This window comes from Polaromonas sp. OV174 (assembly GCF_900112285.1).
GTDB lineage: Bacteria > Pseudomonadota > Gammaproteobacteria > Burkholderiales > Burkholderiaceae_C > Polaromonas.
The window spans coordinates 53315-72082 of the sequence record NZ_FOKZ01000014.1 but is presented as its reverse complement, the minus strand read 5'-3'; the positions used below and the strand labels follow the sequence as shown (position 1 = coordinate 72082).

18 protein-coding genes are annotated in these 18768 nt (G+C 60.1%); 6 read left to right on the top strand and 12 right to left on the bottom strand.

The window, feature by feature from the left end:
• Window positions 1-95 precede the first annotated feature (95 nt).
• From fdx to uvrB, 8 genes are all read right to left on the bottom strand, one after another.
• Window positions 96-434 carry an ISC system 2Fe-2S type ferredoxin gene (fdx, locus tag BM160_RS13680; protein WP_092006409.1) on the bottom strand — a complete coding sequence of 113 codons (339 nt, stop codon included), beginning with the start codon at window positions 432-434 and terminating at the stop codon, window positions 96-98.
• Window positions 435-482: 48 nt separating this feature from the next.
• The gene (hscA, locus tag BM160_RS13675; RefSeq protein ID WP_092006406.1) at window positions 483-2345 is read right to left on the bottom strand and encodes a Fe-S protein assembly chaperone HscA; all 1863 of its coding nucleotides are present in this window, start codon (window positions 2343-2345) and stop codon (window positions 483-485) included.
• Window positions 2346-2376: 31 nt separating this feature from the next.
• Window positions 2377-2895 (bottom strand): Fe-S protein assembly co-chaperone HscB, encoded by a 519-nt coding sequence (hscB, locus tag BM160_RS13670; protein WP_092006400.1) that lies wholly within the window; start codon window positions 2893-2895, stop codon window positions 2377-2379.
• Window positions 2896-2988: 93 nt separating this feature from the next.
• Complete coding sequence (gene iscA / locus BM160_RS13665; protein WP_011801674.1) at window positions 2989-3312, bottom strand: iron-sulfur cluster assembly protein IscA; 324 nt, start codon at window positions 3310-3312, stop codon at window positions 2989-2991.
• A 29-nt stretch (window positions 3313-3341) separates the two neighbouring features.
• On the bottom strand, window positions 3342-3737 hold the full coding sequence (gene iscU / locus BM160_RS13660; RefSeq protein WP_092006398.1) for a Fe-S cluster assembly scaffold IscU: 396 nt from the start codon (window positions 3735-3737) through the stop codon (window positions 3342-3344).
• Window positions 3738-3802: 65 nt separating this feature from the next.
• The gene (locus BM160_RS13655) at window positions 3803-5020 is read right to left on the bottom strand and encodes an IscS subfamily cysteine desulfurase (RefSeq protein WP_092006395.1); all 1218 of its coding nucleotides are present in this window, start codon (window positions 5018-5020) and stop codon (window positions 3803-3805) included.
• 78 nt (window positions 5021-5098) lie between these two features.
• A complete protein-coding gene (gene iscR, locus BM160_RS13650; protein WP_092006392.1) occupies window positions 5099-5635 on the bottom strand; it encodes a Fe-S cluster assembly transcriptional regulator IscR in 537 nt (178 codons plus the stop codon).
• A gap of 307 nt (window positions 5636-5942) precedes the next feature.
• Complete coding sequence (gene uvrB / locus BM160_RS13645; protein WP_092006389.1) at window positions 5943-8060, bottom strand: excinuclease ABC subunit UvrB; 2118 nt, start codon at window positions 8058-8060, stop codon at window positions 5943-5945.
• A gap of 169 nt (window positions 8061-8229) precedes the next feature.
• Here uvrB and BM160_RS13640 point away from each other — a divergent pair, with 169 nt between their 5' ends.
• The 3 genes from BM160_RS13640 (at window position 8230) to BM160_RS13630 (ending at window position 11573) form a co-directional block, all read left to right on the top strand.
• Complete coding sequence (locus BM160_RS13640; RefSeq protein ID WP_092006386.1) at window positions 8230-9426, top strand: amino acid aminotransferase; 1197 nt, start codon at window positions 8230-8232, stop codon at window positions 9424-9426.
• A gap of 334 nt (window positions 9427-9760) precedes the next feature.
• Window positions 9761-10684: a DedA family protein/thiosulfate sulfurtransferase GlpE gene (locus BM160_RS13635; protein ID WP_092006383.1), complete on the top strand. Its 924-nt coding sequence runs from the start codon at window positions 9761-9763 to the stop codon at window positions 10682-10684.
• A gap of 100 nt (window positions 10685-10784) precedes the next feature.
• Entirely contained in the window at window positions 10785-11573 is a 789-nt protein-coding gene (locus BM160_RS13630; RefSeq protein WP_092006380.1) for an alpha/beta hydrolase family protein, read from the top strand.
• Between the two features lie 25 nt (window positions 11574-11598).
• Here BM160_RS13630 and ygiD read toward each other — a convergent pair whose 3' ends face one another.
• Window positions 11599-12456 (bottom strand): 4,5-DOPA-extradiol-dioxygenase, encoded by an 858-nt coding sequence (ygiD, locus tag BM160_RS13625; protein ID WP_092006376.1) that lies wholly within the window; start codon window positions 12454-12456, stop codon window positions 11599-11601.
• A gap of 233 nt (window positions 12457-12689) precedes the next feature.
• On the opposite strand from ygiD, the gene phaZ reads away from it, so the two are divergent.
• Entirely contained in the window at window positions 12690-14237 is a 1548-nt protein-coding gene (phaZ, locus tag BM160_RS13620) for a polyhydroxyalkanoate depolymerase (RefSeq protein WP_092006372.1), read from the top strand.
• Between the two features lie 25 nt (window positions 14238-14262).
• Entirely contained in the window at window positions 14263-14952 is a 690-nt protein-coding gene (gene rsxB, locus BM160_RS13615; protein WP_092006369.1) for an electron transport complex subunit RsxB, read from the top strand.
• 37 nt (window positions 14953-14989) lie between these two features.
• On the opposite strand, the gene BM160_RS13610 is transcribed toward rsxB, so the two are convergent.
• Together BM160_RS13610 and BM160_RS13605 are read right to left on the bottom strand one after the other, a co-directional pair.
• Window positions 14990-16027 carry a D-cysteate sulfo-lyase gene (locus BM160_RS13610; protein ID WP_092006366.1) on the bottom strand — a complete coding sequence of 346 codons (1038 nt, stop codon included), beginning with the start codon at window positions 16025-16027 and terminating at the stop codon, window positions 14990-14992.
• Window positions 16028-16086: 59 nt separating this feature from the next.
• The gene (locus tag BM160_RS13605) at window positions 16087-17115 is read right to left on the bottom strand and encodes a YeiH family protein (RefSeq protein ID WP_255368886.1); all 1029 of its coding nucleotides are present in this window, start codon (window positions 17113-17115) and stop codon (window positions 16087-16089) included.
• A gap of 158 nt (window positions 17116-17273) precedes the next feature.
• Between BM160_RS13605 and BM160_RS13600 the strand changes: the two genes are divergently transcribed.
• Window positions 17274-18179, top strand: a complete 906-nt coding sequence (locus BM160_RS13600; RefSeq protein ID WP_092006360.1) for a LysR family transcriptional regulator — start codon at window positions 17274-17276, stop codon at window positions 18177-18179.
• 30 nt (window positions 18180-18209) lie between these two features.
• Here the strand turns inward: BM160_RS13600 and BM160_RS13595 are convergent, their stop codons facing one another.
• On the bottom strand, window positions 18210-18692 hold the full coding sequence (locus tag BM160_RS13595; RefSeq protein WP_255368885.1) for a VOC family protein: 483 nt from the start codon (window positions 18690-18692) through the stop codon (window positions 18210-18212).
• Window positions 18693-18768: the final 76 nt, after the last annotated feature.

The following is an 18768-nucleotide window of genomic DNA, read 5'->3' as shown; positions in this document are numbered from 1 at the left end:
CCAGCCTGCCGGCAGGGCCAAGAAAAACAAGAGGAAAACAACCGCCTCAACAAACAACTCCCCGCCGCCTACAAGCGATCAGGGAGCATGCGCCTTCAGTGAGTTTCCTTGGCGTGGTTGATGGAGTATTTGGGAATCTCCACCGTTACATCGCTCTGCGCCAGAAAGGCCTGGCAGCTCAACCGAGAGTTGGGCTCCAACCCCCAGGCGCGATCCAGCAGGTCCTCTTCACTTTCATCGAGCTCATTGAGCGAGTTGAAACCTTCACGCACGATCACATGGCAAGTGGTGCAGGCGCAGCTCATGTCGCAAGCATGCTCAATATTGATTTTGTGGTCCAGCATGGCCTCGCAGATGGATGTGCCTGCGGGTGCCGTGATTTCAGCGCCTTGCGGGCAGTATTCTGGGTGAGGCAGTATTTTGATGATGGGCATGGTGTCGATCTGATGTTGCGGGGACTTGAGGGCTGACTGAGCGGAGTTTCAGACCATCTCGATATTTTTGCCAGCCAATGCTTTCTGGATGCCACGATTCATACGCTGCGCGGCGAAAGCCTCCGTGCCTTTGGCCAGGGCCTGGGTGGCGGCTTCTATCGTAGCGGCGTCACCATGAGCACGCGCTTGGCTGACGCCGGCCATCAGGCCATCGATTTGGCTCCGCTCGTCGACGCTGAGCAAATCCGCATCGGCCGCCAAGGCGCTTTGCGTCGCCAAAATCATGCGATCGGCATCCACCTGCGCCTCGGCCAGCGCACGCGCTTGCATGTCTTGCTGCGCCGTGGAAAAACTGTCTTGCAGCATGCGGGCGATTTCGTCATCCGACAAACCATAGGAGGGCTTGACGTCAATTTTTGCTTCAACGCCGCTGACCTGCTCTTTCGCGTTAACGCTGAGAAGGCCATCCGCATCCACCGTAAAGGTGACGCGGATGCGCGCTGCGCCCGCCACCATGGGCGGAATGCCGCGCAACTCGAAGCGAGCCAGGCTGCGGCAATCGGCGACCAGGTCACGTTCGCCCTGCACCACATGCAGGGCCAGCGCCGTCTGGCCATCCTGGTAGGTGGTGAAGTCCTGCGCCATGGCCGTCGGAATGGTCTGATTGCGCGGCACGATGCGCTCAACTAGTCCGCCCATGGTTTCAATGCCCAGGGAAAGCGGAATCACGTCCAGCAGTAGCAAATCGTCGCCACTGTGATTGCCCGCCAGCTGATTGGCGGATATGGCGGCCCCCAGGGCCACCACTTCATCTGGATTGAGGTTGATCAGCGGTTCGCGGCCGAAGAAGCTGGCCACGGCCTTACGCACCTGCGGCATGCGGGTCGAGCCGCCCACCATGACCACGCCCTTGATATCTTCCTTGCTGAGCTGGGCGTCACGTAGCGCCTTGCGCACGGCAGTAAGCGTACGCTGGCTGAGGTGTGCGGTAGCCGTTTCGAAGTCTTCGGCCTTGAGCTCAAAATTGATCAGTGCCTTGGCGAGCTGGACCGAGAACGGCACGGCGGCGGATGCCGACAGCGCCTCCTTGCTGGCGCGCGCGGTGCGCAGCAAGGCCGCCTTGTCGGCCGGCGTCAGGGTGTCTGCCGCCAGACCGGCCTTGGCCAGCGCCCACTCCACCAGCGCGCGGTCGTAGTCATCGCCGCCCAAGGCAGAATCCCCGCCGGTGGACACCACTTCAAACACCCCCTGCGACAGGCGCAATATGGAAATATCAAAAGTACCGCCGCCCAGGTCATAGACGGCATAAACGCCTTCGCTGCCATTGTCCAGGCCGTAGGCGATGGCTGCCGCCGTCGGCTCGTTGATGAGGCGCAGCACATTCAATCTGGCCAACTGCGCCGCATCCTTGGTGGCCTGGCGCTGGGCCTCATCGAAGTACGCCGGCACCGTGATCACGGCGCCGTAAACATCATCGTCAAAGCTGTCTTCGGCGCGCTGGCGCAGCGCAGCCAGGATTTCGGCACTGACTTCAACCGGACTTTTCTCGCCGGCAATGGTTTGCAGCGTCACCATGCCTGGCTTGTCATTAAGCTGATAAGGCAGTTGTGCACGGTTGCCGATATCGTCAATGCCCCGTCCCATCAGGCGCTTGACGGAGGAGATGGTGTTGCCCGGGTCTTCGACTTGGGCCGCCAGGGCATCGAAGCCGATCTGGCGCCGCTCGGCGTCCAGGTAGCGCACCACACTGGGCAAAATCACGCGCCCCTGCGCGTCAGGCAGGCATTCGGACACCCCGTTGCGCACGCTGGCTACCAAGGAATGCGTTGTGCCCAGATCAATGCCGATGGCAATGCGTCGCTGGTGCGGGTCGGGCGTCTGGCCGGGTTCGGAGATTTGCAGGAGTGCCATGCGCGTTTCTTTGCTGTACTTTTGTAATGCGTTATTGTCCCAGTTGGTCGATGCGGGCATCCACCTCACTGGCAAAACGCTCAATAAACATAAGGCTTCTGACCTGCTGAGCGGCAGCTGAGAAGTCTTTTTTGACGTCAATCGATTGCTCTATTTTTGATAGCTGCTTGCGCTCATCAACATTGGCCTGCAGTGCTATTTCATCTAAATCCTGAAGGGTCTTGGCGTCATCCAGCGCTTCGCGCCATTGCATTTGCTGGATGAGAAAAGCGGCCGGCATGGCCGTATTGTTTTCGGCACTGATGGGCGCCCCGTGCAACTCGCACAAATAGCTGGCTCGCTTGAGCGGATTCTTGAGCCGCTGGTAGGCCTCGTTGATGCGTACCGACCATTGCATGGCCACGCGCTGGGCGGCCGCGCCTTGGGCGGCAAACTTGTCGGGATGAGCCTGCCTTTGCAACTCTTTCCAGCGCGCATCCAGCACGGCGCGGTCTTGCGCAAACTGCATGGGAATGCCGAAGAGTTCAAAGTCAGTGGATTGCAGATTCATATCAAGAAAAAACCGCCGGCACGGTCAGTGAGGGCGGCTCTGAGAGAAGGGGCGCGCTATTGCGCGTGGAACAGACGCAGCCTAACTGGCCCGTCAGACGCGAAAGCTCTCGCCACAACCGCAGCGGTCTCTCTCATTCGGGTTGATAAACTTGAAACCCTCGTTCAAACCTTCACGCACAAAATCGAGCTGGGTGCCATCAATGTAGGCCATGCTTTTGGGGTCGACCAGAACTTTGACGCCGTTGTCTTCGAACACCACATCTTCGGGTGCGATTTCATCGGCATATTCGAGTTTGTAGGCCAGACCCGAGCATCCCGTGGTCTTGACCCCCAAACGCACACCCACGCCCTTGCCGCGCTTGGTCATGTAGCGGGTCACGTGGCGGGCGGCGGCATCGGTGAGAGTAACGGACATTTAAATCACTCGAAAATAAAACTAGGCGATTAGTGCGCAGCTTCGGTGCGCTTTTGCTTGTAGTCGTTCACAGCGGCCTTGATGGCGTCTTCCGCCAGGATGGAGCAGTGAATCTTGACGGGCGGCAAGGCCAGTTCTTCGGCAATCGCGCTGTTCTTGATGCTGGCTGCCTCGTCCAGGGTCTTGCCCTTGACCCACTCGGTCACGAGCGAGCTGGAGGCAATGGCCGAGCCACAGCCGTAGGTTTTGAAGCGAGCATCTTCAATCACGCCCGTGGTCGGATTCACCTTGATCTGCAGCTTCATCACATCGCCGCAAGCCGGCGCGCCGACCATGCCGGTGCCAACCGTTTCGTCGCCCTTTTCAAAAGAGCCGACGTTACGTGGGTTTTCGTAGTGGTCTACCACTTTTTCGCTGTATGCCATGATTAACTCCTGAGTTCTGATTAACCGGCGGGTCGTTCCTACAGAACGCCCTCGAACCTGTTGATTTAGTGCGCCGCCCACTGGATGGTGGAGAGGTCCACACCATCCTTGAACATCTCCCACAGCGGAGACAGCTCACGCAGCTTGGCCACGTTTTCCTTGATGGTGGCGACTGCGTAGTCGATCTCTTCTTCGGTGCTCCAGCGGCCTATGGTCATGCGCAGGCTGCTGTGCGCCAACTCGTCGCTGCGGCCCAGGGCTCGCAACACATAGCTGGGCTCCAGGCTGGCCGAAGTGCAAGCCGAACCGCTGGAGACGGCCAAGCCTTTGATGCCCATGATCAACGACTCGCCTTCCACATAATTGAAGCTCATGTTCAGGTTGTGCGGCACGCGTTTGTCGACATGACCATTGAGGAACACTTCCTCGACGTCCTTGAGGCCGTTCAGCATGCGATCGTGCAGGGCCTGGATACGCTTGTTTTCCTCATGCATCTCGGCTTTGGCAATGCGGTAAGCCTCGCCCATGCCGACGATTTGATGCGTAGGCAAGGTGCCAGAACGCATGCCACGCTCATGGCCGCCGCCGTGCATTTGCGCTTCCAGGCGCACACGCGGCTTGCGGCGCACGTACAGCGCGCCTATGCCTTTGGGGCCGTAAGTCTTGTGCGAGGTCAGGCTCATCAGGTCAACTGGCAAGGTAGCCAGATCGACGTCGACGCGGCCGGTGGCCTGTGCGGCATCCACATGGAAAATAATGCCTTTTTCGCGGCACAGGGCGCCGATCGCCGGAATATCCTGGATCACGCCGATTTCGTTATTGACGAACATCACGCTGACCAAAATAGTGTCGGGCCGGATTGCGGCTTTCAACACATCCAGATCAAGCAGACCGTCGGCCTGCACATCCAGATAGCTCACCTCAAAGCCCTGGCGCTCCAGCTCACGGCAGGTATCGAGCACGGCCTTGTGCTCGGTCTTAACCGTGATGATGTGCTTGCCCTTGGTTTTATAAAAATGGGCCGCCCCCTTGAGCGCCAGATTGTTGGACTCGGTCGCACCGCTGGTCCAGACGATCTCGCGCGGATCGGCGCCAATCAGCGCGGCGACCTGCTCACGCGCTTTTTCGACGGCGGCCTCGGCTTCCCAACCCCAGGCATGGCTGCGGGAAGCAGGGTTGCCGAAATGCTCGCGCAACCAGGGAATCATGGCGTCTACCACCCGCGGATCGCAGGGATTGGTAGCGCTGTAGTCCATGTAAATCGGGAAATGTGGGGTATCCATGTGGCTAGCTCTTTACTTCGCAGGCTGGCTGGCAGCTAAATAAAACAATCAGGTCTATGCAATCCGGTCCCAAGTCCATCAGGATTTCGAAAAGGCATTTCCCAGGGCGAAAACGGAATTGGGCGCATTCACGCGAACGGGTTTGACGACTGGTGAGGCAAAAATCGCCTTCTTCACCTGAGGCGTGGTTTCAACCACCACACCCTTGGCGAGCTGGTCATCCACCAGTTTTTGCAAGGTCACGGAATCAAGAAACTCCACCATCCGGCTGTTTAGCGAAGCCCAAAGATCGTGGGTCATGCAGCGGCCGCCTTCGCCCAGGCAGTTTTCCTTGCCGCCACACTGAGTGGCATCAATAGGCTCATCCACCGAGACAATGATATCGGCAACGGTAATCTCTGAGGCTTTACGGCCCAAGGTGTACCCACCGCCCGGACCGCGAGTGGACTCCACCAGCTCATGGCGGCGCAGCTTGCCAAACAATTGCTCAAGATAAGACAGGGAAATCTGCTGACGCTGGCTGATGGCGGCCAAGGTGACTGGGCCATTATTCTGGCGCAATCCCAAATCGATCATGGCAGTGACCGCAAAGCGGCCTTTGGTCGTGAGGCGCATAACAAGCTCCTTTAAAGTTTGCTTGACTGTCGTTTTCACCCTGATAGCTTGTAGCCATCAGGGAACTCATCCTCCAGCGGCCCAAGGCAGTCAACCGGCTATCGCGGGCTTTTCAAGGTTCTTTTGTTGTTGACTATTTTCGTCAAGTATACCACGGCCTCGATTTTTCACTGGGCGGGACGACAAAAACCAAGGGCTAACCCGAACAGGTGAAAAGCCAAGTCAGCGCCAGCACAGGGGCTTTAAAAGCTCGTCCGTCCAGCCGTCCAGACCAAGTGCAAGTGCAAGTGCAAGTGCAAGTGCAAGTTCAGCTTGGCTGCGCGACGGGCGGCAAGTTATCCGTTCCCGGCGCACCAAAAGCTTGCTGCTTGAGCACATGCAACTGATCCCGCACCCTGGCAGCCTTTTCGAATTCCAGGTTTTTCGCATGCTCTAGCATGAGTTTTTCCAGCCGCTTGATCTCGCGCGCGATGTCTTTCTCGCTCATGTCTTCGACCAGCGCTTTTTGCAGCTCGAGTTTTTCAGCTTCCTTGCCGGATTTCTCGCTATAGACGCCATCGATCAGGTCTTTGATGCGCTTGACCACGCTACGCGGCGTGATGCCGTTCTCAAGATTGAAGGCGATCTGCTTGTTGCGACGGCGCTCGGTTTCACCCATGGCCTTTTGCATGGAGTCGGTGATGCGGTCGGCATACAAAATGGCCCGGCCGTTCAGGTTGCGGGCGGCGCGGCCAATGGTCTGAATCAGACTGCGCTCAGACCTCAAAAAACCTTCTTTATCGGCATCCAGAATCGCCACCAGCGAGACCTCGGGGATGTCCAGTCCTTCGCGCAGCAAATTGATGCCCACCAGCACGTCAAAAGCCCCCAGGCGCAGGTCACGCAAAATCTCGACGCGTTCCACCGTTTCCACGTCGCTGTGCAGATAGCGCACCTTCACGCCGTTCTCGCCCAGATAGTCTGTCAGCTGCTCGGCCATGCGCTTGGTCAGCGTGGTGATCAGCACGCGCTCATTCTTCTCGACCCGTATCCGGATTTCCTGCAGCACATCATCGACCTGATGCGTGGCCGGCCTGACTTCCACCTGCGGGTCCACCAGCCCGGTGGGCCTGACCACCTGCTCCACCACCTGCCCGGAATGCTCTTTTTCGTAGGCTGCGGGCGTGGCAGAGACAAAAACCGCCTGACGCATCTTGGTCTCAAACTCTTCAAACTTGAGCGGCCGGTTGTCCAGCGCGCTGGGCAGGCGAAAACCATACTCGACCAGCGTGGTCTTGCGCGCCCGGTCGCCGTTGTACATGGCGTTGAGCTGGCCAATCATGACGTGGCTCTCGTCCAGAAACATCAGCGAATCCTTGGGCAAATAGTCGCACAAGGTGGATGGCGCGGAACCCGGAGCGGAGCCGCTCAGGTGGCGGGTGTAGTTTTCAATCCCCTTGCAGTGGCCGATCTCGCTCAGCATTTCCAGGTCGAAGCGGGTGCGCTGCTCAATGCGCTGGGCCTCCACCAGCTTGCCGTCGGCAATAAACTGGCCGACCCGCTCGGACAGCTCCAGCTTGATGGTTTCCACCGCCATCATGACCTTGTCGCGCGGCGTCACATAGTGGCTTTTCGGATAGACCACAAAACGCGGAATTTTCTGCCGGATGCGGCCGGTCAGCGGGTCAAACAGTTGCAGGGACTCGATTTCATCGTCAAACAGCTCTATGCGTATGGCCAGCTCGGAATGCTCGGCCGGGAACACGTCAATCACATCGCCCCGCACCCTGAAGGTGCCGCGCGAAAAATCCTGGTCGTTGCGCTGGTATTGCATGCGAATCAGCCGCGCGATCACATCGCGCTGTCCCATCTTGTCGCCAATACGCGCGATGAAACGCATCTGGGTGTAATCCTCGGGCGCGCCTATGCCGTAAATCGCGCTGACGGTGCCGACGATGATGGTGTCTCGCCGCTCCAGCACACTTTTGGTGGCGGAAAGCCGCATCTGCTCGATGTGCTCGTTGATGGCCGAGTCTTTTTCGATGAACAGGTCGCGCTGCGGCACATAGGCTTCGGGCTGGTAGTAGTCGTAGTAGCTGACGAAATACTCCACCGCGTTCTTGGGAAAAAACTCGCGGAACTCGCTGTAGAGCTGCGCCGCCAGCGTCTTGTTGGGCGCAAACACAATGGCCGGCCGGCCCAGTCGGGCGATCACATTGGCCATGGTGAAGGTTTTGCCGGAACCGGTCACGCCCAGCAGGGTTTGAAACACTTCGCCGTCGTTCACACCCTCGACCAGCGCCTCAATGGCCTTGGGCTGGTCTCCTGCCGGCGGGTAGGGCTGAAAAAGCTCAAACGGCGAATCCGGAAAGCGGACGAACTGGCCCGCGCCGGCCGAAACCCCTGATTCCGCGCTATCGCTGATGTCTTCGATTGCTTCTGGCATAAAACCCCGATCAAGCCCCGCTAAAATTCGGGGCAACCAAACAGAATACGACATCCGGGCGAAAATGGAAATTGCAAGCCCATTGCCCCCGCTGAAGTTACCGGTCCGGCCAAAAAGCCGGGCCAGCCGCCTTGTTCGAGCCTTTACTTTACTTTCTGAGGATATTTCCATGTCTTTGTTTACCGCTGTCGAAATGGCCCCGCGTGACCCGATTCTGGGTCTCAATGAGCAGTTCAACGCCGATACCAACCCCGCCAAAGTCAACCTCGGCGTGGGCGTGTACTACGACGACAACGGCAAGCTGCCGCTGCTGGACTGCGTGCAGACTGCGGAAAAACAGATGATGGAAACGCCCAAGCCACGCGGCTACCTGCCGATTGACGGCATTGCAGCCTACGACGCCGCCGTCAAGGGCCTGGTGTTTGGCGCCGATAGCGAGCCCGTCAAATCCGGTCGCGTGGCAACCGTGCAGTGCATAGGCGGCACCGGTGGCCTGAAGGTTGGCGCCGATTTCCTCAAACGCCTGAACCCCAATGCCCAGGTCCTGATCAGCGACCCAAGCTGGGAAAACCACCGCGCGCTGTTCAGCAACGCCGGTTTCGCCGTGGAAAGCTACCCTTATTACGACGCGGCAACGCGCGGCATCAACTTCGCCGGCATGCTGGCGGCGCTCAATGCTGCGGCCGCCGGCACCATCGTGGTGCTGCACGCCTGCTGCCACAACCCGACCGGCTACGACATCACCGCCGCCCAGTGGGATGAAGTCATCGCCGCCGTCAAGGCGAAGAATCTGGTGCCCTTCCTGGATATGGCCTATCAGGGCTTTGGCCACGGCATCGCCGAAGACGGCGCCGTGATTGGCAAGTTCGTGGCCGCCGGCCTGAACTTTTTTGTCTCGACCTCCTTCTCCAAGAGCTTCAGCCTGTATGGCGAGCGCGTCGGCGGCCTGAGCGTGCTGTGCGCCAGCAAGGACGAAGCCGACCGCGTGCTGAGCCAGCTCAAGATCGTGATCCGCACCAACTACAGCAACCCGCCCACCCATGGCGGCGCCGTGGTCGCCATGGTGCTCAATACGCCAGAACTTCGCGCGGTCTGGGAGCAAGAACTGGCCGGCATGCGCGTGCGCATCAAGGCCATGCGCCAAAAGCTGGTGGACGGACTGAAGGCGGCCGGCGTCAAGGAAGACATGAGCTTCATCACCACCCAGATCGGCATGTTCAGCTACTCCGGCCTCTCCAAAGACCAGATGGTGCGCCTGCGCAATGAATTTGGCGTCTATGGCACCGACACCGGCCGCATGTGCGTGGCCGCGCTCAACAGCAAGAACATCGACTACGTCTGCGCTTCGATTGCCAAGGTGATCTAAATCAGCCGGTCAATGGCCATCGTGAAAAAACCGCCATCCCGGCGGTTTTTTCGTTTACAGGCATGAAATACGCCTGTAGCCCTTATGCCTTCTGCACAAGCAGCTATTCAATCTATAGCAAAAGCCGCTCCACCAGAGTTGGTGCGCCCGTTCGTCGATACGCAGGGTTTGGCCTGACAGCTTATGCACCCTAGATTGGACTTTCCCCTGTACCTCAGGCCTGAAGCTGCCAAGGTGGTATCCGAAGCTTGAAGAAGAGGCCATCATCTCTACTTGCCTCTATTGGAATGAGCATTGATGAAGCGATCGAACACGCCGCCGATTGAGCACTGCGATGGATTTTCTTTTAAAGCTCATTGATAGCTACGGCCTCGCCGTTGTCTTTATCAACGTCCTCGTTGAGCAATTAGGTCTGCCCCTGCCGGCCTACCCCACCCTGGTCATCACCGGCGCCTTGCTGGCGCGCAGCAGCTACTCGCCCGCCATGCTGCTGCTAACCGCCGTGCTGTCGGCCTTGATCGCCGACTATGCGTGGTATCTGGCCGGCAAACGTTATGGCCGCAAAGTGATGGCCCGGCTCTGCCGCATTTCGCTGTCGCCGGACTCCTGTGTCAGGCAGACTGAATCGGTTTATCTGCGCTGGGGTGTTTCATCCCTGCTGGTCGCGAAGTTTATTCCCGGCTTTGCGTCCCTTGCCAGCGCGCTGGCCGGTGCGCTGGGCACCAGGCGCCTGGGTTTTATTTTCTTCGACGGCCTGGGCGCCGCGCTGTGGGCCGGATCAGCGATCTATCTGGGCTCACTCTTCAGCACGGCCATCGATGAGCTGCTGGATGTACTGGCTCAGCTTGGCAAATGGGGCTTGTTGTTGGTCGCAGTGGCTTTACTTGCATTTATTGCAAGAAAATGGTGGCAGCGTGACCGCTTTCTGAAATCGCTGTTCATGGCACGGATATCCGTCGATGAACTTCACCAGTTGTTGCAACAAGGTGCGGCCCCCGCCATCATCGATGTCCGCACCCCCTTCGCCCAGGATGAAGGTCGTATTCCGGGTGCTGTGACGATGTCGGTCGAGGACCCGGCGCCCCCAGCTTTCGAGATGGCCGCTGACAGCGAAGTCATTGTGTATTGCGCCTGTCCGAATGAAGCTTCCGCTGCACGGGTGGCCCAGCGGCTTATGAAACTGGGCTACAAAAACGTACGCCCCTTGACCGGTGGCATCGATGCCTGGGTGGCCGCAGGCTACCCCCTTGAGTCCTGATTTCTGAAGTACGGGCAGATAAACAGCAGCGCCAGCCCCCAGCGGTCATTCAGGCAATTTTTTCGTCCCGATTGGTAGTTTTTACTTCAAGGTGGTTGATATGAAAATTGAACGCACTGAATTTATCGGATCCGACGGGCAAAAGCTGGCAGCGCGCCTGGATTTACCGGACGGCCCGGTAGGCGCTTTTGCCTTGTTTGCCCATTGTTTTACCTGCGGCAAGGACATTTTTTCCGCCAGCCGAATCGCCCAAGCACTGACAGAACACGGCATAGCCGTTTTGCGCTTTGATTTCACCGGCCTGGGTGCAAGCGAGGGAGAGTTCGCGAACACCAATTTCTCCTCCAACCTGGCCGATCTGGTCGGCGCGGCGAATCATTTACGGACAAACCACCAGGCACCGACGCTGCTGATTGGCCATAGCCTGGGTGGCGCGGCGGTGCTTGCCGCAGCGGCCGACATGCCGGAGGTGCGCGCGGTCGTGACGATAGGCGCACCCAGCGACCCGTCGCATGTCACCGGGCTGTTCCGGGAGCACCTGGCCACCATCGAAAAGGAAGGCGAAGCAGAAGTACAACTGGCCGGGCGAGCGTTCCGGATCAAGCGCCAATTCCTGGAAGATGCCGCCGAACACCGACTGACCGACAAAATTGCCCACCTTCGCCGGGCATTGCTGGTGATGCATTCACCGCGCGATACCACGGTCGATATCGTCAATGCTACGCATATCTTCGGCGCGGCCAAACATCCAAAAAGTTTTATATCCCTGGACAATGCCGACCACTTGCTGAGCCGCAAGAGCGATGCCATCTATGCGGCGAATCTGATTGCGATGTGGAGTGAACGCTATATCGCAGCGCCGGCCAACGCAAGCCTGGCCGGCGCCTGACGTTTTCATCACCCTCTGGTCTTGACTAGCCCCAAAACACGGATCGCATGGAAATCGAGCCGGCCTGGAAGCTGGTGTTGAAAAAGCGCATGGGCTCGCGGGACTCGACCGCGCCCGCTGCGTACAGCAGGGGCAAAAAATGCTCATGCGTGGGGTGAGCCATTTTGGCCACCTGCCCCAGCTTGAGGAAATTCTGCAAGGCGTCCAGGTTGCCCTGCTGGATATAGCCGCCCATGGTCTGGTCAAACTCCAGCGCCCAGTCGTAAGCCTGGCTGCCGGTGGCGCCGCGCTGCATCTGGCGCAGGTTGTGCACGATGTTGCCGCTGGCCACAATCAGCACGCCCCGGTCGCGCAAGGCCTTGAGCTGCTTGGCTAAAGCGTAATGATCTTCGGGCGCCCTTGCATAGTCCATGCTGAGCTGGATCACCGGGATGTCGGCGTCTGGAAACATGGGCTTGAGCACCGACCAGGCGCCGTGGTCCAGGCCCCACTCGCCCTGATCCAGGCCCAGCGGCGCCGAGGCCCGCTGCCGCACCAGCAAGCTAATGGCCTGCGCCGCCGCCGCGTCACCCGGCGCGGGGTATTGCTGGTCAAACAGCTCTTGCGGAAAACCGCCAAAGTCATGAATGGTCTTGGGCCTGTCCATGGCGGTCAGCCACCAGCCCTCGGTCAGCCAGTGGGCCGAAATACACAGAATCAGCTGCGGCCTGGGCTGGCTGGCGCCAAACTCGGCGCCCAGCGCCTGCCAGCTGCGCCGGTATTCGTTGTCGCCAATCGCGTTCATGGGGCTGCCATGGCCGAGAAACAGCACCGGCATGCGATCGGATTTTTTCAGTGCCGGGAGCCGGTCAAGCGCCGCAAGGTCTAGCGTAGGGGTGAGCATGGTTTTCCTGTCAGTGGCGATGGCAACGGGTCAATTTAAATAATAGCCTGTCCCGTCAACCTTATCCGGGCTGACCACCAGGACGCGCCGAGCATGGACACGATGAACGCCATAACGTGAAAAAAACACGAAAAATGAGGATTCATCCTTAACCAGCGGCCACCGGCGCCTGTTATATTGCACTGCAACATATTTCATTTCAACTGAGATTCACTCATAAAAAGGGTTCTTCCATGCTGTATCAAATCTATGAAACCCAGCGCACCTGGATGGAGCCCTTTGTTGACTTTGCGCAGGCCGCTGCCAAGCTCTATGGCAACCCCTCCTCGCCGTTCGGACAAAACCCGCTGGCCCAGCGCGTGGCCGCAGGCTACAGCCTGATTTACCGCCTGGGCAAGGATTACGAAAAGCCGGCCTTTGATATTCAGACCGTGGATGTGGACGGTACCCAGGTCGCCATTCATGAGCGGGTAGAAATCAACAAGCCCTTTTGCGAGCTGCGCCGCTTCAAGCGCTTTACTGACAACCCAGCCACGCTGACCAAGCTCAAGGGCCAGCCGGCCGTGCTCATTGTTGCCCCCTTGTCCGGCCACTACGCCACCTTGCTGCGCGACACCGTCAAGACTATTTTGAAAGACCACAAGGTCTACATCACCGACTGGAAGAACGCGCGCACCGTGCCGCTGTCCGACGGCGCCTTCGGCCTCGACGACTATGTCAACTACGTGCAGGAATTCATACGCCACCTGCAGGGCATTTACGGCAACTGCCACGTCATCAGCGTCTGTCAGCCCACCGTGCCGGTGCTGGCCGCCGTCTCGCTGATGGCCTCGCGCGGCGAAACCACGCCGCTGTCCATGACCATGATGGGCGGGCCGATTGACGCGCGCAAGTCGCCGACCGCCGTCAACAACCTGGCCATGAACAAGAGCTACGAGTGGTTCGAGAACAATGTGATTTACCGCGTACCGAGCAACTTCCCCGGTGCCGGCCGCCGCGTCTACCCCGGCTTTTTGCAGCACAGCGGCTTTGTCGCCATGAACCCGGACCGCCATGCCAGCAGCCACTACGATTATTTCCAGGACCTGATCAAGGGCGATGACGCCAGCACCGAGGCCCACCGCAAGTTTTACGACGAGTACAACGCGGTGCTGGACATGGACGCCGACTACTACCTGGACACCATCAAGACCGTGTTCCAGGAGTTCAAGCTGGTCAATGGCAACTGGGACGTCATGGGCGTCAACGGCAAGCTGGAGCGCGTGCGCCCCGAGGACATCAAGACCACGGCCCACTTCACCATAGAAGGCGAGCTTGACGACATTTCCGGCTCTGGCCAGACCGAAGCCGCCCACGGCCTTTGCTACAACATCCCGAAGACGCGCCAGAAACATCTGGAAGTCAAGGGCGCGGGCCATTACGGCATCTTCAGCGGCCGCCGCTGGCGCGAGATTGCCTATCCCGCCGTGAAAAGCTTTATTCTTGAGCACAATCAGCTTCCAGCGCCCGTAGAACATGCGCAAGCAGCTATTGAAACCATAGCAAAACCAAGCCCTATTGTGGTGGTCAGCGCAGCCGCACCGGTTACCAAGGTGGTTAGCACACCAGTCGCGGCAGCGGTCACCATACCGGTCACCGTATCGGCACCAGCACCGGTGAAAGCCCAAGCCCCAGCGCCCAAAGCGGTTCACAAGCCAGTGGCATCGGCAGTTAACGCCGCGCCGGCCCGCAAACCGGCAGTCAAAAAGACGCTTGCCAAGAAGGCCTCCCGCCGCAGGTGAGTGGCAAAGGCGGGACAATAGGCGGGTGACTCTTTCCGCCGACCTCCCCCCTCTTGAGCCCGCGCTGTTTGCGCGCATCAACGCCGCGCTGCCGCAAACCCAGTGCACGCGTTGTGGCTACCCCGACTGCGCGGCCTACGCGCAAGCCATCGCCGCTGGCCAGGCCAACATCAATCAGTGTCCGCCCGGCGGCGCAGAAGGCGTGCAGCGCCTGGCCGCCATCACCGGCCTGCCGGTGCAGCCGCTCAACCCCGCTAACGGAAGTGAAGGCCCGCGTGCCGTGGCCGTCATCGACGAGGCCTGGTGCATAGGCTGCACCCTGTGCATCAAGGCCTGCCCCACCGACGCCATCCTGGGCAGCAACAAGATGATGCACACCGTGATAGAGCCCTATTGCACCGGCTGCGAACTCTGTGTGCCGGTCTGCCCGGTCGATTGCATCAGCCTGGAAAACGTCAGCGGCACGCGCACCGGTTGGAGCGCCTGGTCGGACGCAGAAGCCCAGATGGCCCTCTCGCGCTACGAAATTCATAGCCTTCAGCGCATGCGCAGCAAGGATGAAACCGCTAAAAGGCTTGAAGAAAAGGCCGAGGCCAAGCTGGCCGACCTGCCGGCCCAGACCCAGCACACCGATCCGGCCGTGATCGATAAAAAACGGGCCGTGATAGCAGCAGCCCTGGCGCGCGCTCGGGCGCAACGCGGCCAGCAAGGCTGATCCGGCAGCGGGCCAACGCCCGCCGCCTCTTTCCGACTCAGGCTGTCAGCTCGGTCAAACCCAGTACTTCCGCCTCGTAGGCATGCAGCGAAGGCGCGCCACCGGTGTGGATGAAGAGCACGTTTTCATCGGCACGGAAAAAGCCCTTGCGCGCCAACCCCATCAGGCCGGCCATGATCTTGCCGGTATAAACCGGGTCCAGCAAAATCGCCTCGGTGCGCGCCAGCACTTGCACCGCTTCCACCATGGCCGCATTGGGCACCGAGTACTTGGGCCGCCACCAGTCGCCATAGCTGACCACGGCGGCACGCGGGATCGTGATGTCCAGGCCCAGCAAATCCACCACCGCTTGCGCCTCCTTGTGGACCAGAGGGTTCTGGTCCACCGGGTCGCGGCTCACGCCTATGCCGACGATGGGGATATTGATGTGGTTGCCCATGAAGCCCGCCAGCAGACCGCCATGCGTGCCCGAGCTGCCGGAGCCCACCACCACGCGATCGATTTGCACGCCCTGCTCAAAAAACTGCTGTTGCAGCTCTTGCGCGCAGGCCACATAACCCAGGCCGCCCAACGCATTGGAGCCGCCGCCCGGCACGATGTAGCCTTTGCGCCCCTCTTTGGCCAGATCGGCGGCCACCTGCTGCATGGCTTCCAACATATTGCTGCCGGCCGGCACCACGGTGATGGCCTCGACGCCCAGCAGGCGAAAGAGGAAGTTGTTGCCGCTGGCCTCAGGTTTGTAGCTTTTGGGCACGCGCTCCTCGATCACGAAGCGGCATTTCATGCCCTCTTTAATGGCGGCGCAGAGCGTGGCGCGGCAATGGTTGGACTGCGGCGCGCCGCAGGTGATCAGCGTATCGGCGCCTTGCGCCAACGCATCGGCCACCAAAAACTCCAGCTTGCGCGTTTTGTTGCCGCCGGGCGTCAGGCCCAGCATGTCGTCGCGCTTGATCCAGACATTGGGACCGCTACCGGCCGGGCAGGAGGCCCGCAAGGCCTCGGTAAAGCGCGGCAAAAACTCTAGCGGGGTGGGCCCCTGGGTATAACGGCGGCGCGGGAAGCGGGATAAATCCATGTCTCGATACTCCATTAATAGCTAAGGAGTACCCACCATAACCGAAGCTTGTTTTTGCGTCAGGCCACCACCCAGCACAGCAAGGCGCCGACGCTGATAAGAAACACAAACAGCATGCCGGCCAGCATCATGGGGCGCCGACCGGCGCGCAGCAGGTCGCCCAGACGCGTGTTCAAACCGATCGCCAGCATGGCGCAAGCCAGCAGCCAGTCATCAAAAGTCATCAGGGCAGGCTTCCAGTCGGCGGGCACCCAACCGGCCGAGTGAATCGCCATGACGACGATAAAGCCCAGTGCAAACCAGGGCACGGACTTCATCAGGGAGGGCTTGCCTGCCGCTGGCTTATCGGCCGAAGCCTCATTGTCTTGCTGCGGGAAAGTGGCAATCAGCAGCAGCAAGGGTGCCAGCGCCAGCACGCGCACCATCTTTGCCACCACCGCCGCATCGGCCACGGTCGGGTTCACCATCTGACCGGCGGCAATCACCTGTGCCACCTCATGCAGCGTGGCGCCGGTAAAAATGCCAAACAGGTGCGCATTGACAGCCCAGTGCTGCAGCGCCAGCTCATACAGGGCCGGGTACAAAAACATGCCCAGGGTGCCAAATACCACCACTGTGGCCACCGCCACGGCGGTTTCGTGCTCATCGCTGCGCACCACCGAGGCCACCGCAATCGCCGCCGCCGCGCCACAAACAGCACTGCCGGCACTGATCACCAGGGCTTCGCGCCCGCTCAGGCCCAGCACCTTGGTGCCCAGCCAAAGACCGACCAGCAGCGTCCCCGCCAGCATCAGCAGCGGCACCGCCACACCCGCCACACCAAGCGCCATGACCGCGCCAAAGGTCAGGCGCAAACCATACAGGGCCACACCCAGCCGCAAAAAGTGCTGACGCGCCAAGCCAACACCGGGTGCCAAAGGCTTCAGCCAGTGTTTAGGCAGCAGGTTGCCGGCCAGCATGCCCAGGCCAATGGCCAAGGTCAGCGCCGACAGGCCTGTGCCCGCCAAGGCCGGCGTGCGCGACAGCCACAGCGCCACCGCGGCCACCAGGCCCAGGGGCAGAAAACTCAACCAAGGAAGGTTTTTCATGGCAGATAGGTTGAAGGCTGAGGCTGCATGAGAAGAGGCGGCGCTGGCGGTGGATGAGGAAGACATGCGAGTACCCGAGTTAAGACTGTTCGAGATTAATTCCGGCCTGCAAATAAGTAAAATCAGTAATATGGCTACTACTTATCTGTATTAACGATATGAAAACACCGCCACTGCGCCTCACGCTGCGTCAGCTCTCGGTTTTTGTCGCCGTGGCACAGCACGGCACGACAGTGGGCGCCGCCGATGAACTGGCGCTGTCGCAGTCAGCCGTCAGTGGCGCGCTGGCCGATCTGGAGCAGGCGCTTGGCAGCCCCTTGTTTGACCGCCTGGGCCGGCGGCTGATGATCAATGAGACCGGGCGCATGCTGTTTCCACGCGCCCTGTCGCTGCTGGACCAGGCCCATGAGCTGGAGCGCCTGCCGCAGCCCCTGGGCGTGCAGCTGCGCGTGGCGGCCAGCAACACCATAGGCAGCTACATACTGCCCGCCCTGCTGGCCGGTTTTCGCCACGCGCAAAGCGGCCCCTGCGCGCTGGACATGCGCATTGGCAACACCCGCGAGACGCTGCAAACCCTCATGAAATTCGAGGCCGACATCGGCCTGGTGGAAGGCCACTGCCAGGGCCATGAGCTGATTGCCACGCATTGGGGCGATGACCAGATGGTGGTGGTGGTCAGTCCCAGCCACCCGCTGGCAGGCCAGCCGTCCAACGCTGCCGCGCTGCGCGATGCCGACTGGGTGGTGCGCGAGCCCGGCTCAGGCACACGCGAGATCATTGAAGAGCGCCTGGCGCCGCATCTGGGCCAGTTGCGCTTTGCGCTGGAACTGGGTAACGCCGAAGCCATCAAGCGCGCGGTGATGAGCGGCTTTGGCGTGAGCTGCCTGTCTTTGCACGTGGTGAGCGAGGAACTGGCTCGCGGCAGCCTGGTGGCGCTGCGTGAAGGTCTGCCGCCGCTGGTGCGCCCGCTGCATCTGGTGCTGCACAAAGACAAATATCTGACACGCGGCTTGCGGGCATTCACCGACTACTTGCAGCAAAACGCCCCCAAGCCCACGGTCTGAGCCTTGGCTTGAGGCCGAGAAAACTGATGCTCAGCCGGCGGCGAGCGCGGCAAAAGCCTTGACCACCTCGGGCGGGGCCTGCACCATTTCAATCAGCACGCCCTCACCGGAAATCGGAAACTCCTCGCTGGACTTGGGGTGCATGAAGCAGATGTCAAAGCCGGCGGCCCCCTTGCGGATACCGCCAGGCGCAAAGCGCACGCCCTGCGCGGTCAGCCATTCAACGGCCTTGGGCAGGTCGTCAATCCACAGGCCGACGTGATTCAGCGGCGTGGTGTGCACGGCCGGTTTTTTGTCCATATCCAGCGGCTGCATCAGGTCGACTTCGACCTTGAACGGCCCGCTGCCTATGGCGCAGATGTCTTCATCGACGTTCTCACGCTCGCTGACGAAGTTGCCGGTGACTTCCAGGCCTAGCATGTCGACCCAGAGGGTGCGCAAGCGGTCTTTGCTCGGTGCGCCTATGGCGATTTGCTGTATGCCCAGCACTTTGAATGGCCGATTTTTATTCACAATGGATCGCTTTCTTTGCATCAATAACGCCCTCTATTGTGCTTTTTTCTTTCGGCCACCGGGCGGCATGGCTCGC